The 15,610-nt window shown below is 35.6% G+C and carries 11 protein-coding genes and 1 pseudogene; 2 read left to right on the top strand and 10 right to left on the bottom strand.

The genetic code is table 11. The features are described 5' to 3' along the window. Positions 1-125 precede the first annotated feature (125 nt). The 5 genes from CLOCL_RS04605 to CLOCL_RS04585 all read right to left on the bottom strand — a co-directional run bounded on the left by CLOCL_RS04605 (position 126) and on the right by CLOCL_RS04585 (position 5,681). Positions 126-398: a TfoX/Sxy family protein gene (locus tag CLOCL_RS04605; protein ID WP_014254245.1), complete on the bottom strand. Its 273-nt coding sequence runs from the start codon at positions 396-398 to the stop codon at positions 126-128. 49 nt (positions 399-447) lie between these two features. Beyond that, positions 448-2,826, bottom strand: coding sequence for a clostripain-related cysteine peptidase (locus CLOCL_RS04600; protein ID WP_014254244.1), 2,379 nt, complete (start codon positions 2,824-2,826; stop codon positions 448-450). Between the two features lie 146 nt (positions 2,827-2,972). After that, on the bottom strand, positions 2,973-3,440 hold the full coding sequence (locus CLOCL_RS04595) for a GNAT family N-acetyltransferase (protein WP_014254243.1): 468 nt from the start codon (positions 3,438-3,440) through the stop codon (positions 2,973-2,975). A gap of 132 nt (positions 3,441-3,572) precedes the next feature. Continuing rightward, positions 3,573-4,748, bottom strand: coding sequence for an SGNH/GDSL hydrolase family protein (locus tag CLOCL_RS04590; protein WP_014254242.1), 1,176 nt, complete (start codon positions 4,746-4,748; stop codon positions 3,573-3,575). Between the two features lie 111 nt (positions 4,749-4,859). Then, positions 4,860-5,681, bottom strand: a complete 822-nt coding sequence (locus tag CLOCL_RS04585; protein WP_014254241.1) for a DUF624 domain-containing protein — start codon at positions 5,679-5,681, stop codon at positions 4,860-4,862. A gap of 373 nt (positions 5,682-6,054) precedes the next feature. Here CLOCL_RS04585 and CLOCL_RS04580 point away from each other — a divergent pair, with 373 nt between their 5' ends. Together CLOCL_RS04580 and gltX are read left to right on the top strand one after the other, a co-directional pair. After that, positions 6,055-7,188, top strand: coding sequence for a hypothetical protein (locus CLOCL_RS04580; RefSeq protein WP_014254240.1), 1,134 nt, complete (start codon positions 6,055-6,057; stop codon positions 7,186-7,188). 207 nt (positions 7,189-7,395) lie between these two features. Further along, positions 7,396-9,036, top strand: coding sequence for a glutamate--tRNA ligase (gene gltX, locus CLOCL_RS04575; RefSeq protein WP_014254239.1), 1,641 nt, complete (start codon positions 7,396-7,398; stop codon positions 9,034-9,036). Positions 9,037-9,173: 137 nt separating this feature from the next. Here gltX and CLOCL_RS04570 read toward each other — a convergent pair whose 3' ends face one another. The 5 genes and pseudogenes from CLOCL_RS04570 to CLOCL_RS04550 all read right to left on the bottom strand — a co-directional run bounded on the left by CLOCL_RS04570 (position 9,174) and on the right by CLOCL_RS04550 (position 15,570). Next, entirely contained in the window at positions 9,174-9,659 is a 486-nt protein-coding gene (locus tag CLOCL_RS04570; protein WP_144687082.1) for a hypothetical protein, read from the bottom strand. A 359-nt stretch (positions 9,660-10,018) separates the two neighbouring features. Further along, positions 10,019-11,235: pseudogene (locus tag CLOCL_RS04565) on the bottom strand (IS256 family transposase). Positions 11,236-11,322: 87 nt separating this feature from the next. Further along, on the bottom strand, positions 11,323-11,883 hold the full coding sequence (locus CLOCL_RS04560) for a hypothetical protein (protein WP_014254237.1): 561 nt from the start codon (positions 11,881-11,883) through the stop codon (positions 11,323-11,325). A 242-nt stretch (positions 11,884-12,125) separates the two neighbouring features. Beyond that, positions 12,126-12,725, bottom strand: coding sequence for a nitroreductase family protein (locus CLOCL_RS04555; protein ID WP_014254236.1), 600 nt, complete (start codon positions 12,723-12,725; stop codon positions 12,126-12,128). Positions 12,726-13,038: 313 nt separating this feature from the next. Further along, entirely contained in the window at positions 13,039-15,570 is a 2,532-nt protein-coding gene (locus CLOCL_RS04550) for an AMP-binding protein (RefSeq protein ID WP_014254235.1), read from the bottom strand. Positions 15,571-15,610 lie beyond the last annotated feature (40 nt).

Below are 15,610 nucleotides of genomic sequence, written 5' to 3'. Positions count from 1 at the left end.
GTGCATAATGTTAAATAATTATAAATCTTTATTGGAAGATTTCCGGCAATACCCGAATATTCCTGCTAATCTTTTTACCATTTAAAAAAATACAAATTGAGTTTAATCTTCACTTATTAACATCATTAATCTTCTTTCATATTCCTTGTTACTTCTACATAAAATTTTTTCAAATCAGTTTTTGATTCATCGGACAAATCATGCCATCTTTTCCCCTGAATAGCCCCTTCCAAGGCACAAAGAGTATTAAAGCAAGTATCGCCTTCCAAAAAATATAGTTTGATAAACGCTTCCCTGCTTCCGATCCTTTTCAGCTCTTCAGCACTTTTTATTCCAACCCGGGTCAGCCTTTTCTCGCATTTTGCTCCAATGTTCGGCAACTTGGACAGGTCCCCCATTGCTATTCCTCCTCTAAAATCAATCGGTTATCTTTGGAAAGAACAAAACTTAATTGGTAATAGAAGGCGTCCAAAACTTATTGTTATATATATCCGTTATACGATAAGTCATCTGGTATTTTCTGTTTCCCAATGATAAATTCTCTATTTTCCAACTTCCTGTAGCGGTGTACTGCTTTCCAAGGTAATAAGTATCTTTATACTGTCCGTCATAAGTGTAGTAATCGCATAAGAAATCAATTTTATCACCGGCTTTAATATCAATAAGACCCTTTGCCAATGTTTCGGTCTGTGTCAAAGTATCATATTTTATCTGGGCTCCCAAAACCGTTCCATAAGGATTTTCATTGTCAAACACAAGTATAATATCTACCAGCTGACCGTTTAATAAAGCAGGTACACGTCCTTTTATAGTATAATTGTCTCCATAGCGATCCTCACTTATCATGTAGTAGCTCACTATGTTACCGTTCAGTGCAAGCCATGTTCCGTCATATTCCATTATAAGGTCGCCATCATCATTAAACTCATATACATTATCAAGCCCAAGGTCTATAAAACCTTCACCATCATCTATAAAAACATTCTGCTCTATATTCTGTACAAGCCCCCACTGTTCTTCCGAAAGTTCAAGAACTCTTTGTACGTTCTTTTTAGTTATTTTCAAATCCTTTGCTTCAATTCTGTTCTTTTTATAGTAGTCTACAGAAGCTTTCATACGGTCAACATCAAGCCATCCAAATGAATCTCCAATAAGACCTGTGATACTGCTGTAATCTCCACCGGACAAAAACTCATTTAATAAGCTCTCTATTGAAATAGTAGAAGACTGATTTGAATTTTGATTTTGTGTTCCTCCTGTAAGACTGTCTAATAAGATTTCAAGCATGTTGTTGCTTCCGGAAGAAACAATTTGTCCTCCGGCAGCTACACTGGCAAAGCTCTTAATACACTTGCTGTATTCGTCATCAATTCCTATTTGTTCATAGGTATCAAGCATCGAGTTAAGCTTTTTGAGATTATTATACGGAAAATAAATTGATATTCCGTTTGCATTTGTTATATTTGAGGATGTGCGGTTATACTTAACACATCCACGAAGTGCCTTAGCAAAGGCTTTTCCTTCTCTGGTTCCCAAATTTTCGGCAAAATGAATAAGATCAATCTGGTTTATTTTCGAAGATTTTGCAAATTCCTTAGTATCGGAACGAGCATCAGAAACAACTTTATAATTGCCCGAATCAATAAGTTGTCTTGTTGATTTTGCAAAAGCTTCAAAAGCTGACGGTACAGTACCTTTTAACTCCGCAAGGTCAATCAGTGAGAGAGTTGCCTGACTGCGAGGCGTTCTCAGTTTAACTTCCCTTACATAATCGTCTATTAGCTTTTTACCCAGTTCAACAGTAGGTATGGATGGATTTTCAGAAAGCAAAGTTATCCAACCTGTATAGTACCAGCCAATACCGGGTTCAACTTCTTCCGAAGCAATCATGTAGTCCGCATAGGGTTCCAAAACTATTGCCGTTTCAAGGGTTGCCATCAAACATGCATCAAAGCCTATAAAATCAAAGGTACAACCACTTTTTTTCAATGCCACAGCCAACTCATCCAGAGTCATTCCATCGTTAGGAAAGTGCTGGTCATATCCAAATCCACCAAGGGAACCTCCGCCATGGTCCCACAAAATAAGCGAGTATCTGTCTGCCGGGTAGTTTTCCTTGCAATACTTGATAAAGTCTGCTAAAGTATTGGGATCAACCATAGACTTCTTCCCAAGATTTTTTTCTATCAACTTGAAGCCATCTTTAGTCACTTTAAATCTCTGATTGGTCTTACTATCTACAAAATTATTCTGCCACTTCAATGTTCCGCCCGTCTCAACAATAATATTGACATTATCGGATATTTTAGCCTTTGCAATCTCCTGAAGATCATAAGTAGCCATACTGCTTCTTGACTCAAGATCCGTTCCGCACATATATATCATTATGGTTGCTGTATCCTTTCCATTGCCCTTCAACACTGTACGCTTTGCCCGGGCAAGGTTTGAAACGGAAGTATCAACCGGATATTCCCCTTTGTCATATGTATTGGAATAGTTGGATGCTTGGGACTGTAAATTATTATTTGACGTAGTATCAGAATTGTCTCCGAATAAATCGGTAAAAAAACTATATCCCAGATAGACAATAACCAACAGAATTATCAAATAAGTCAACCCACCAGAGGATTTCCTTTTCCCTCCTGATTGGTATCCTCCCGAGTTATAGCCCGACCTTCTTATGCCTCCTGACGTGCTTCTTCTATCGGAATAACCGCCTGGATTGCCTACAGGTCCGCTTCCAAGTCCGCTGCCGCGTTTATAAACATCTCCTCTGCCGGAGCCAATACGCTTTTGTCTTCCAACTGGTCTATTGTTTTTATCCATTCAGAAATCCCCCTCTCAAAACAAGGCAATTAATTATTATATCGTTTTTTCCCGACTTCCGTTTTATATTCTCTTCTGTCCCTCATTCACGACTGCCTTGGCAATTCTAAAATGTTGTAACAACAGGAACTCCAAAAAAGTTATTTTTACCATTTCGTCTGTATTGTATCATTTTCATATATCTTTGACTCCTCACCCCAGGGGTGAAAGCCTTTGCCTATGCATGACCAGCCATATTTTTCATAATAACCCACATGGTCAGTACAAAGATATATTTTTTTATATCCCAATTTTGCCGCTTCAATCCTTCCATGCTCCAAAAGTTTTGCCCCTAATTCATTGCCTCTGTATTTCTCCTCAATATATAGAGCACACAGCCAAGGGAATAAATCCTGACGGCTTATAAAATCATTGGTTATCAAGCCATAACCTCCTATTATTTCGCCGTTATGCAGCATTAAAAACCATCTTGGCAAAGGACTTTGTGTAGTAATACTATTGCTAAGACAGTCTTCATAAATTCTTCTTTCAATGCCCCATTTTTCAGTAAAAAAATCAATAGCTTTAATAAGATATTCTTTGTTTTCCCGAATTCCAACAATATCATATTTCATCCAATATCACCCTTTATGAGCTAACAATTTTTATATTACGTTTTAAATACTTTGACCTTCAGATATTCACACTCCAAATTTATATTCATTCTCATGTAAAAAACAATATACTTGGAATACTTTTCATAAATATTATCGGTCATTTTTTGCAAATAAATCAAGATCCACAATTTCAGCCATCTTTTTATAAGCTTCAGCATTTGGATGCAAATGGTCACCACTGTCATAGATTTCCTTAAGTCTTGTAAAATCCTTCGTATCTCTTAAAGCTGCATCGAAATCTATCACAGCATCAAATTCCCCTGAAGTTCTGATCCAGTCGTTTACCGTCTGCCTAGCTTGCTCATTAATGGCACTATCATATTGCGATCCCCCAAAGGGTAAAATTGTTGCACCATAAACCAGAATATTATTGGCATGGGCTTTATCTATGAAGCTCTTATAGGTATTTATCAAATCTGTTGTTACTTTCAAATTATTGTTTATTCCTATATCATTGACCCCTTCAAATATTATCAAATAACGGACACCACTTTGTGAAAGTACGTCCCTTTCAAACCGCTCAACGGCACTTGGCCCCAATCCTCCTTGCAAAACAGTATTTCCGCCTATTCCCATATTAAGTACTCCAATACCCGCTGTAGCAGTATTTGCCTGCAGACGTTTAGCAAGATTATCAGTCCATCGGTTTTGCATATCCGTTGTAGAGCCTCTTCCATCGGTAATTGAGTCCCCCAATGCAACAACTGCATTGCATAAAGCACATGTAATAACGTCTATTCCAGCTATTACATACCAATGTTCTGTAGGCACAGCTGTCGATATATTCAAACTGTCAATCCCATTTCCGGGCAGTATATAGGATGTTGTCCTTGAACCGGGATGGCCTGTCAGGACAGTAGGCGCATTTCCAAAATAAATTGTAATAGCTATATCCGTAAGTTTAGGTAAACAATAATCAACAGTATCGGATGTAACGGTTCCGCCTGCCGGAATTGTAACAGATTTTTTCCCTTCAAAGGTCAATAATTTCTCAGTTCCCGATTTTACTTTTCCTTTGCCCGATGATACAGCTATTTGTACTAAATTCAAAGTAAGTTCCGAATTCCCATATTCATTGGAAAACTTTACTCTTATTCGATTTCCACCTAATGAGACACGAACTACCTGGCGCAGGGTATTGTTTGAAAGCCCGGGTTCCGGAGGCATATTAGACTCTTCAACCTGCTGCAGTGCAGTCGCCCAGGTCCCTACCCATTTATCCTCTTCTGAATCAGGTTTTGATTTATCCATCAGTACACCGGACATTTTTCAATAACCTCCACTGTTTATACTAAATCATAAATAATAAAAAAAGCAAAGTCAGTGCTTTGCAGTATTTTATCCGTTTTAAAATATAGTACTAAGCCTTATAAATACTTATTCTTTCTTAATCATATACTTTTCCAGTGTCGGGAAAGCATAAAAGTTTGTAATAAATCCAACAGTACTCAATGTAATAATCGGAAACAACAATATTGCCGCAGGAAGATATATCAAAAAAGGCAATGCCGAGATTGCAAAGCACAACAGCAGAATCCCGAGATTCGGTATAAATTTTGCTATTGCAAAAATCAAGGCATTTTTATAAATATGCTTTATCGAAAGTTCAAAAGTCACAAGCATGGGATAAATATATAAATGCATCATTAAAAACAGAATCAAAACAAATATGATAATGTATATCATTAAATATGCCAGTAATCTGTCCATACCCGAATTTATGCAAATATAAATGTCAACTAACAGGAAAAGAACTACAAAAAAATCAATCATGCATATTGCAAGGGCTTGTTTAAAGTTTTTTCCAATATTCTCTTTAAAATCCGACATAAGAAAGACATGCTCACGCCTTGAAAAATTCCGCAAAACAAATGTAAAACCGGCCTGAGAAGGTCCTGTTGTAATAACCGGAACACTTAGAAATACTGAGCTGATGGAAGTAAATAAAACAAGACTGAAGAAAGTCCCATCTTCTGTTAAAGAACTTTTCACAGAACTAAAAAATAACGAAAACAAAAAATATACTAGTATTAAAGCCGGTATATTAAAAAATGAAAACATAAGATTAAGTTTCATGAGATCCCAAAACTTGTCGAAATAAATTTGAAAAAACACTACAATCCTCGGTTTTGGCGGCTCATCTTTAGGTACGCCTGGACCGGGTTTGTTATAATTGAAAAAGTCAAAAATATTCCCCATTACATATTCCCTTCCTAATTTTCAACCCTTATTCTCCATGATATATGTAAGATAAAAAATTCTTTGATTAAATACACTAAAATTCAATATACTATATTTTATAGTTAAGTTCAATAAATTCAGTCAATTTTTATAAACTGCCCATATATCTAAATATTACATATAATAAAATGCAATTAACTCTGAATTACACTTCATACCTATTAAATTTCCACTTATAATATTTTTCTAATTTGTAAAGAATTAATATATATCCTTATTATGCGTTTTTATCACCTGTATTATTTTTTTAGTACAAACTTTACAATTCATGCAGCAAATGATAATATTTTGTAACTAACAAAATACAATGACATAAAAGGGAGATCCTGAAATGAGAAAAAAAGCAGTACGCTATATAATTTTGTTTATTTTTACAGCAAGTTTATTGCTTAGCGCCAACATTAACAGAATAGCAAGTTATACAAATATACAAGCTTTAAAATATAGTTCTTCAAAAAACAACAATACTGCACCCTTTACCAGCATATATTCTCTTCCCCAATCTGCCGCCGTCGTAAAATCCGCAGTACACGCCAAACCATCTATCGCTGTCCAACCATCCACTCCTACTCCATCAACTGCTGCCAAACCCAACAATGGACTTACAGTACTGAGGAAAGACCAGAAAAACATTGATATCTATTTTTCTATGAGTAACGGCAAAAAAAGTTTTATACGAATTGAAAATAAAAGCAACGGAACATGGAATCTGCGCAGCTGGTATCTTTCAAAAGACAATCAGATTCCGTCAAAAGATGCTATTCTTTTAGCCGGAAGCTCATCGGACTGGGAATATGTCCTGAGAGTAACCGACAATGTAAATACCCCCTATCAATTCTCCGGAGGAAGTCATTACAATGAAATACTGCAAAGTTTCAAGTTGTATGACAATATAAAAAATAAGGAGTTTTCCTTGAGTACAGGTCAAAAAGAGACAGTTGAGGAACTTAAAATAATTGAAGATACATATCTTACACTGAACGACCAAACTAAATATGCCTCTGTCAGGAGAACATATATTATAAAACCGTCAAGAATTGACCTCTACACCGATTTTGACTTTATAAAAGATGTTTTTGTGGGAACGTCTTATGTCTGCATGCTTCCGACAAGCAAAACCTATGGCAGAAATATTAAGTTTAACGATACCGGTAATATATACCGGACACCTTCTTCCGGTACCACACTTACAACCGATGAATTTGAAAATTATATCGGCAAAGAAAAAACTCTGTCTGTGGAAATATGGGGAGACAGCCTTCCATCCTATAGATGCTTAGTGGGAATCGGAAATGAAGAGATGGTGGATAATTTTCAAAACCAGCTCAAGGTTTTCTATTGGGACCTTAACAAATATGGCAACAAATTATATTTTTCAAAATATAACAATGAAGATTACACATTTGTAACTAAAGGAACAAAATGGTCAAACCATGCTTATTGGGAATATAGGATTGTTGAGTAATAATACTATTATTATTGATAAATTTACATTTTCGTTGTATAATATTCAATTGTAAATAAGAACCATTGTTTTGATATAAAATAAGGTAAGCCAATATAATTGTATTTAATATTCTTAATTGATAAAGATACAAAACAGGCGGTTTTTTGTTAAGTTGACAAATAGGCCGTCTTTAATTTTAATTACAATGAAACGCGAGGTAAAAATATGGACTGTAAAAAGTTAGCTGATTTACTTTTTCCAAACATTACTAAGTCAATATCTTATTATGAAGAGACTGTATTTCCAAATAGGAATTTAAGTGAAGGTGCCAAAGTTACAAGACTTGCACCAAGCCCGACTGGTTTTATACACCTTGGCAATCTTTACGGTGCGTTTGTAGATGAACGTTTAGCCCGTCAAAGCAACGGAATTTTTATGCTTCGTATAGAGGATACTGACGACAAACGTAAAGTGGAAGGTGCAGTAGAACTTATAATTTCTTCCCTGGAGTACTTCGGTTTAAAATTTGATGAAGGAGCAAGTGTTGATGGTGAAATAGGCAACTACGGTCCCTATTATCAAAGTAAACGTGCAGAAATTTACCAGACTGTTGCCAAATATTTGGTTGAAATAGGCAGAGCCTATCCCTGCTTCTGTTCCGAGGAAGAATTGGAGCAAATAAGGAATGAACAGATATCCCAAAATGTAACTACCGGTTATTACGGTAAATGGGCAAAATGCAGAGATATGTCTTTGGAAGATATACAAAAACATTTAGATAACAATGAGAGCTTTGTACTTCGTTTTAAATCACTGGGAAATCCGGAAGTTAATTTCGAAATTGACGATGCTATAAGAGGCCGTCTTTCAATGCCTGAAAACAATCAGGACATTGTAATCCTCAAAGCAAACGGTATTCCCACTTATCATTTTGCCCATGTGGTGGATGACCATTTGATGAGAGTTACCCATGTGGTAAGAGGAGAGGAATGGCTTTCAACCCTGCCTATACACTATGAACTTTTTAAAACATTAGGCTGGGAACATCCCGTTTACTGCCACACAGCTCATTTGATGAAGATAGATGAAGGGGTAAAGAGAAAGCTTTCCAAAAGAAAAGACCCCGAATTGGGATTGGAGTATTATATGAAATTGGGGTATCACCCTGCAACAGTAAGGGAATATCTCATGACAATTTTAAATTCCAATTTCGAAGAATGGCGTATTGCAAACCCTGATGCCAGCATATTCGATTTTCCCTTTAGTTTGGAAAAAATGAGCAATTCCGGTGCTCTGTTCGACTTAAACAAATTGAATGATATAAGCAAAAACGTCATGGCTAAGATTCCTGCAGAAGAAATATATGATTTTCTTCTAAATTGGGCTAAGCAATATAAGCAGGAAATAGTAACTCTTTTAACTGAGCATAAAGATGCTGTAACAAAACTGCTGGCAGTAGGAAGAAATTCCGACAAACCGCGTAAAGATCTGATATACTGCGAACAAATTTTTGAGTTTATCAGTTATTTCTTTGACGAATATTTTAAAATAGAAGACCCATACCCTGAAAATATAACTGAAGAAGAAGCTAAAAATATATTGAAGGCTTATTTGGAAACTTATAACCATAATGACGACCAGACCCAATGGTTTGACAAAGTAAGGGATATAGCCGTTGCCAACGGATATGCTGCAAAGCCGAAAGACTATAAGAAAAACCCCGAAATGTATAAGGGCCATGTAGGTGATGTGAGCACCGTTATCAGAATAGCTCTTGTTGGCCGCAGCACTTCACCGGACCTATGGGAGATTCAACAGATTATGGGAGAAACAAAGGTAAGGGAAAGAATTCAAAGACTAATATAATTAGGTAAATTGTCAAAATGAAATCAAACGCCGGTTAACAAATGATTTAACCGGTGTTTTTTATTTAATCCTTTCTGAAGGTCGTGAAAGACGGAAATACTCAAGAATTCGATTCTCCTGAGATTTTATAAAAAAAATTAAAAGATTAATATCCGTTTTAGTGCAACCGCCAAAACATATATCAAAAGAATTAAAGACAGTCTCTTTTTTAAATTTGAATCTATTATATCACCTTCAAACCCTAATATACCTGCAGTACAAAAACCCGGAATTATTCCTGCAATTGGCTCCATAACAAAGACAGCACCAATATATACTCCATACACTATTAAAAAAAATACATAGATAACAATGATAATATGTATATATTTTGCCTTACTGAATATATCCCCTGCCCTATATCTCATATATAACAAAACCCCAATAATAGGTACAATACACATATATACATTAAATATGCCAATTAGAATTGCATTAAGTATTCCGCAGGTTAACATTATGATAAACAGCTTCATACTTCTAAAATTATTCTCTGCCACAAGACCTGCAGTCAACATAAATATTATGTTTATTACAAAAAACAGTGGATTTAAATCAAAAAACGGAAGAGCTCCAACCAACATATTAATAATACCAGTCATCAAAAAAAAACAGAAAGTAAACAACTGAAAACCGAAAGCAAAAAGTATCAAAAATATACTTGTTCTGGGAATGTAAGTAATTTTGTGTATCATAATTTATGTAATCCTTCTTTAGCAAGTAAATTTTAGTTGACAAGGTTTACAGAATATTGTTTTTTATTGCCTTTTCATTATATATTATTGCCGGATTTATTAAGTTTTATACATAAACTTGATTAAATCTGGCAATAATCATTTATAATGGTCAGTATTAGCCTTTTAAACCTATATTTTTAATTTTGTGAGGTCTAGCCCATCCGGCGATGAGGATGAGCCCTTGAGGGCGGTGGGGGTGAATGCTCTTAAATATACTCTTCCAGCCTACCTGGATATTGGATTACCAATTGGCTAAGTACTCTATCCCAGTTTTTGTAACGTTGTGTCCATTTTTTTACTACATTCATTGATGCTAAATATAAAATCTTTTCTAGTGAACTGTCTGTTGGAAATATTGTTTTTGTTTTTGTGACCTTACGAAACTGACGATGTAGTCCTTCAATTATATTTGTAGTATAAATTATTTTTCGTATTTCTTCTGGAAATTTGAAAAATGGACTTATAACATCCCAGTTATTTTCCCAACTACGTATTGCAAAAGGATATTCCTTTCCCCACTTTTCTTTAAGTTCATAAAGTTTTTCTAATGCTATTTCTTCATTAATAGCATGATATACTTCTTTGAAATCATTACTAAATGCTTTTAGGTCTTTGTATGGCACATACTTAAAAGAATTTCTCAGCTGATGTATTATGCAACGCTGCACTTCAGATTTTGGATATGCAGCATTTATGGCTTCCTTAAGTCCGGTAAGTCCATCAACACAAAAAATTAAAACATCCTGTACTCCTCTATTTTTAAGGTCATTCAGTACACCAAGCCAAAACTTTGAGGATTCATTGTCACCAATCCATATCCCTAAGATATCTTTATATCCATCAATAGTAACTCCTAGAACAACGTAAGCTGCCCGGTTTGTTATTCTTCCTTCATCCTTTACCTTATAATGAATTGCGTCCATAAATATAAAAGAATATATAGGTTCAAGAGGTCTTTGCTGCCATTCTTTTATTTCTGGAGCAATTCTGTCAGTAATCTTGCTAACCATCTCCGGAGACAGGCTGAATCCATAAAGTTCTTCAATTTGTTGACTAATATCTCTTGTAGACATTCCCCTTGCATATAGAGCTATAACTTTTTCCTCAATTCCGGAAACATTACGCTGATATTTTGGGATAATTTTAGGTTGAAATTCTCCTTTACGATCTCTAGGCACTTGTATATCAATTTCACCAAACTCACTTTTTATTTTTTTGGTGTATAACCATTACGGCTATTATCGGTATTTTTATTTGCCACATCATCTTTTGCATAACCCAATTCTGCTTCAAGTTCTGCCTCAAGCAGTTCTTGAATAATATCTTTAAAAATGTCTTTTAGATATGCATTTACATCTGATACGCTTTGGAAATTATTTTCCCGAACTAATTGCTTTATATGTTCTTTTGATAGTGTTGACATAAAATTCTCCTCCTTAGCTTTTCTTATTACTAATTCTTGCCAAGAAGGAGAACATTCAATCTCTTATACACAAGATTTTTTACATCCTCACTGTTCTTGGTTTTCAACAATAATTTCCGGTTTATTTTCTGCCTTCTTCTCCTCCAGCACTTTTACAATATCCACTTCGTAATTCTCATCAGCTTCTTCGAACGCTTTAGTAAAGGCATCATATATTATATGGTAAGGATAAACAATTCCTTTTGCGATGAATACTTCCCTATCTTTAAGAGAAATAGCCATGCAGACCGTATCATTCTTTTCTTCTATTCTCTCCCTATAAGCATTATTAATATCCTTGATTAAGGAATCGGAAGGTTTTTCTGAAAAAATGAGAACCTTTATATATGAAATACCGATATCTCCACCCATTGATTCTTCGGTTTTGTGCTTATAAGAAAATATATCCGAGGTTATTTCCTTCGCATTTAGTAAATCACAATTATAAATCTCAAGTACCCTTTCTTTTTTACCTACAACCTTTTTTAATACAATATTATTTTGTCCGGTTGAAAATGCACCTTTGACATCTTTGGTTACAGGAATAAATTCAACTTCCCTTATTAGCTTTTCAACAACTCTACTTATGTAACCTGCTGTCATTGGCATGAAACAATCTCTTTCAAAGTATATTATAAAATAGCCACTAAAAACTTACTTACCTTGTAAATCAAACATATAAATTCAAAAGCATCATAACTTTTAAAATACAACTATTATAGTAAAATTCTATCTCACAATGATACTTAAATCAATATAATAATTGTTCAAGTTTTGTAAACTGGCAGCAAACAAAAAAGTTTGCAACCTTTTTTGGATGCAAACTTTTAATTATTATAAACTCGATAACCTTATCCGAATATCTTTATACGGTTTTCCAATGGTTGAATTTCCTTTTCACCGGGATTTGCCGTTGGCTTGCCAAAAGGCATTTGAGCAATAAGCTTCCAATTTTCCGGTATGCCCCATTCTTTTTTTACTTCATTCTCGATAAGCTCATTGTAATGCTGCAATGAAACACCAAATCCTTCAATTTCCAATGCTGTCCAAAGAATAAACTGGTGCATGCCGTTGGATTGCTGTGCCCATATCGGGAAGTTGTCCTTGTACAATTCAAACTGCTTCTGTAAGGACTGAATTACTGTATTGTCTTCAAAGAACAAAATGGTTCCGTATCCATTTCTGAAAGAATTTATCTTATCCTCGGTAGAGCTGAATTGTTCCGGAGGAACGATTTTCCTCAAAGCCTCTTTAGTTATATCCCACAATTTATCATGGTGATTTCTCAACAGCAAAACAATTCTTGTACTTTGGGAGTTGAAAGCTGAGGGGGTATGCTTTACTGTATGCTCAATTATTTCCTTTATTCTTTCATCGGAAACTACCGACTCTTTACTTATTCCGTAATATGTTCTCCTATCGGCCACTGCTGTATAAAAATCCTTTGACATGGTTATTCCTCCTTGTCTATATATCAACAAAAACGTATTTTTTTATATTAGGTGTTTACTAATTTATACCCACTATTGTTTGCAATAAACTTTAATTTTATTATTTTACAGTCTAAAGATTTTCTAAGCAGCGACATTGAGTTACTTTTTACATCTAATCATATATTATCAATTTGCTTTATTTTCAAGTTTTCTTATCTATAAAATCTTCCTTTTGCATAAAAAGTGCAGAGATTCATAATCTCCGCACTTTTATACTAATGTGTTATTACTTAAATTCCACAGCAACATATTTTATATTATTTCAACATCTCTATGCCGTTTCAATCTTGCTGGCTGCTTGGAGACCAAGCTTTTCAATAGCCTGTTCTCTCATTTTATATTTCAAAATCTTTCCTGCTGCATTCATCGGGAACTCAGTTACAAATTCTATGTATTTAGGAGTTTTGTGTTTTGCCAGGTTGGCACGGATGTAATCCCTGAGTTCCTCCTCAGTAAGTGTTTCACCATCTTTAAGAATAACACATGCCATTATCTCTTCGCCATATTGCACATCCGGCACACCTATAACCTGAACATCCCTTACTTTGGGGTGAGTATATATAAAGTCTTCAATCTCTTTAGGATAAATATTCTCTCCACCGCGTATAATCATATCTTTTATACGTCCGGTAATTTTGAAATTACCGTTTTCATCGCGTCTTGCCATATCTCCGGTATGAAGCCAGCCGTCTTTATCAATAGCAGCCGCTGTTGCTTCCGGCATTTTGTAATAGCCTTTCATAATATTGTAACCTCTGGCAACAAATTCCCCATCTACATTGTCAGGTAAATCTTCTCCTGTCACAGGATCGACAATTTTACATTCAATACCTGGAAGCGGACGTCCCACTGTGTTGACACGTACCTCAATAGGATCGTCTACACGGCTTTGAGTACATCCTGGAGAAGCTTCTGTCTGGCCATAAACAATAGTAATCTCAGACATATTCATCTTATTTACTACATCCTGCATAACTTTTACAGGACATGGACTTCCTGCCATAATTCCCGTCCTCATATGTGAGAAATCTGTCTTGTCAAAATCTTCGTGCTCCAGCATTGCTATAAACATGGTCGGAACACCATGACAGACAGTTATCTTCTCTTTAGTAATGCACTCAAGCGACTGTTTAGGTGAAAAATAAGGAATAGGTGACATAGTACTACCGTGTGTCACTGCAGCCGTCATTGCTAAAACCATACCGAAGCAATGGAACATAGGAACATGTATCAACATACGGTCGGCAGTTGACAAATCCATGCAATCGCCTATAGTTTTTCCATTATTTATAACATTGTAATGAGTTAACATAACACCTTTCGGAAAACCGGTTGTTCCTGATGTGTATTGCATATTGCAGACATCGTGTTTATCCAATGAACGTGCACGGCGATAGACTTCCTCAACCGGTACTTTTTCAGAAAGTGCAATAGCCTCTTCCCAAGTCAGACATCCTTTTACCTTACAACCTATGGTAATAATATTGCGTAAGAAAGGTAATCTCTTTATATACAGCGGTTTTCCCGGCTCGGAATTTTCCAGTTCAGGACATAGTTCTTTAATAATATTTACATAATTTGAATCTTTAAATCCATCTATCATTATCAGTGTATGAGTATCTGATTGACGTAAGAGATACTCTGCTTCATAAATCTTATATGCAGTATTTACAGTTACTAAAACTGCTCCAATTTTTGTAACTGCCCAAAAGGCAATAAACCATTGCGGAACATTAGTTGTCCAAACAGCAACATGATCTCCCGGTTTAACACCTAATGCAATAAGTGAACGTGCAAAAGTATCTACATCGTCACGGAATTCTGCATAAGTTCTGGTATAATCCAAAGTTGTATATCTAAAGGCATATTGATTGGGAAACTCTTCTACTATTCTGTCAAGCACCTCAGGGAATGTCAAATCTATCAGTTTATCTTTTTCCCACAAATATTTACCTGTTTTAGCTCTATTATCATATAAACGTCCTTTTTGAACTCTCTTTTTCATATAGCGTTCCATATAGTTTGCAAAGTTAGGGAAAACCACACCGGCATCATCAAGGTCAGATGCCCAGCGTTTAACCCATTCAAGGGAAATGTAACCTTCGTAGTTGATGGAATCCAATGCCAACATAATTTCGTCAATAGGAAGATCCCCTTCTCCTAACATTTTGTATTTAGGCACACCATTTTCCATTACCGAATCTTTTATATGTACGTATTTTATATATGCCCCAAGATTCTTAACTGTTTTTTCCGGTTTCTCTCCAAAAAATCTGTAAGGATGATGTACATCCCACAAAGCTGCTACTGCGTCGCTCGGTATATTATTAAGAAGTGAACATAAACGGGCTGTATCGGCATATACACCGTTTGTTTCTACAAGAAGTGTCACTCCCTTTTCTTCCGCTGCCGGCACTAAACGCTGCAGCGCAGCAAGAACAACGTTATCATCCACTTCACCATTCGGACTTGGTTCCTGATCTGCCAAAACACGTACATAAGGGGTACCAATCTTGGAAGCCAGATCGATATACTGTATAATCTCTTCATAGTTCTTGTCGGCGTTCTCAGCTATCTTCAGGCAACAACCGGAAGAGAGGCAAGGAATTTCAAGATGCAGCTCTGAAAGTTTTTTTAGCGTATGCGGCAGCTGGTCCTCCTTAAAAGGTTGTGCATTAACTGCAAATATTTCATTGCCAAGCCCTCGGATTTCGATTCCGTCAAACCCGAAATCCTTTGCCATAGAATAAATGTCGTTCCAGCTGAAGTCAGGACAACCTAGAGTTGAAAACGCTAGTTTCATAATAATTTCCTCCTATATATTTCTCTGGTCGGTTTTTATA

The organism is Acetivibrio clariflavus DSM 19732 (assembly GCF_000237085.1).
Taxonomy (GTDB): domain Bacteria; phylum Bacillota; class Clostridia; order Acetivibrionales; family Acetivibrionaceae; genus Acetivibrio; species Acetivibrio clariflavus.
This window is presented reverse-complemented; position numbering and strand designations above follow the sequence as displayed.

Coding starts and splice junctions, on each gene's coding strand:
- CLOCL_RS04605 (WP_014254245.1), bottom strand. CDS start 398: ATGGGGGACCTGTCCAAGTTGCCGAACATTGGAGCAAAATGCGAGAAA.
- CLOCL_RS04600 (WP_014254244.1), bottom strand. CDS start 2,826: ATGGATAAAAACAATAGACCAGTTGGAAGACAAAAGCGTATTGGCTCC.
- CLOCL_RS04595 (WP_014254243.1), bottom strand. CDS start 3,440: ATGAAATATGATATTGTTGGAATTCGGGAAAACAAAGAATATCTTATT.
- CLOCL_RS04590 (WP_014254242.1), bottom strand. CDS start 4,748: ATGTCCGGTGTACTGATGGATAAATCAAAACCTGATTCAGAAGAGGAT.
- CLOCL_RS04585 (WP_014254241.1), bottom strand. CDS start 5,681: ATGGGGAATATTTTTGACTTTTTCAATTATAACAAACCCGGTCCAGGC.
- CLOCL_RS04580 (WP_014254240.1), top strand. CDS start 6,055: ATGAGAAAAAAAGCAGTACGCTATATAATTTTGTTTATTTTTACAGCA.
- gltX (WP_014254239.1), top strand. CDS start 7,396: ATGGACTGTAAAAAGTTAGCTGATTTACTTTTTCCAAACATTACTAAG.
- CLOCL_RS04570 (WP_144687082.1), bottom strand. CDS start 9,659: ATGTTGGTTGGAGCTCTTCCGTTTTTTGATTTAAATCCACTGTTTTTT.
- CLOCL_RS04560 (WP_014254237.1), bottom strand. CDS start 11,883: ATGCCAATGACAGCAGGTTACATAAGTAGAGTTGTTGAAAAGCTAATA.
- CLOCL_RS04555 (WP_014254236.1), bottom strand. CDS start 12,725: ATGTCAAAGGATTTTTATACAGCAGTGGCCGATAGGAGAACATATTAC.
- CLOCL_RS04550 (WP_014254235.1), bottom strand. CDS start 15,570: ATGAAACTAGCGTTTTCAACTCTAGGTTGTCCTGACTTCAGCTGGAAC.